1 protein-coding gene is annotated in these 855 nt (G+C 47.8%); it reads right to left on the bottom strand.

Annotation, left to right across the window (positions count from 1 at the left end; translation table 11 throughout):
- The coding region (locus R7R24_RS25710; RefSeq protein ID WP_318119948.1) for a PLP-dependent aminotransferase family protein at positions 1 to 855 on the bottom strand (855 nt) is incomplete at both ends.

The following is an 855-nucleotide window of genomic DNA, read 5'->3' on the forward strand; positions in this document are numbered from 1 at the left end:
TTTCACCATCAAACATTTATCTACCAGCGATTCAGGCACAACGAGATAGCCAAGCCTCAAACCATTAAACATGACTTTACTAAAAGAGCCGATGTATAACACTCGCTCGTCTCGGCCCATTTGTGCGGCTAACCCTTGCAAACTGGTGTATGGACGATGTGCAAATTGGAATTCACTGTCGTAGTCATCTTCAAGAATCCAAGCCTCTTGGTTCGATGCCCACTCAATGATTTGTGCTCGCTGCTCAGTGTTTAAAGTCGGCCCCATCGGATATTGGTTACTTGGCGTGATATAGAGCGCATCTGCAGTACTTTGCGTGACGGAATCAATATCAAAACCCACTTTTTGTCTTACGAATAACGGTTCAAATTGATATTGCTGAAACAGGATCAACTTGCGCATCTGCGCATAACCCGGTTGTTCCATGAGCACTCTACTTCCTGCCGTTAATGTTGCCATGGTGGCGATACACAACGCTTGCTGCGCGCCTGACGTGAGGATGATTCGACTAGGCGTGCAGTTCACTGAACGGCGCGACGCTAAGTAATCCGATAAAGCGCATCGAAGCTCCCAGCTACCTTGAATGTCTTGATTGCCTAGCAGACACGTACGGGATAAGTGACGATTGAGATATTTTTGCCACAAAGCGGTTGGAAAAAGCGATAAATCGGGTACACCGGGCGCGAAACTGGCATTCACATCCAACGCCGCTGGCGGAAGGTTGGCAGCTTGAGTTGGCAACTTTTCAGGCAAGTATTGTTCTGGCAACTCAACAGCAACAAAAAAGCCTGAACCGCGCTGGCTGACCAAGTACCCTTCAGCAACTAACTGTTCGTAGGCAGAAATAACCGTGTT

It is taken from the genome of Vibrio sp. 704 (assembly GCF_033339295.1).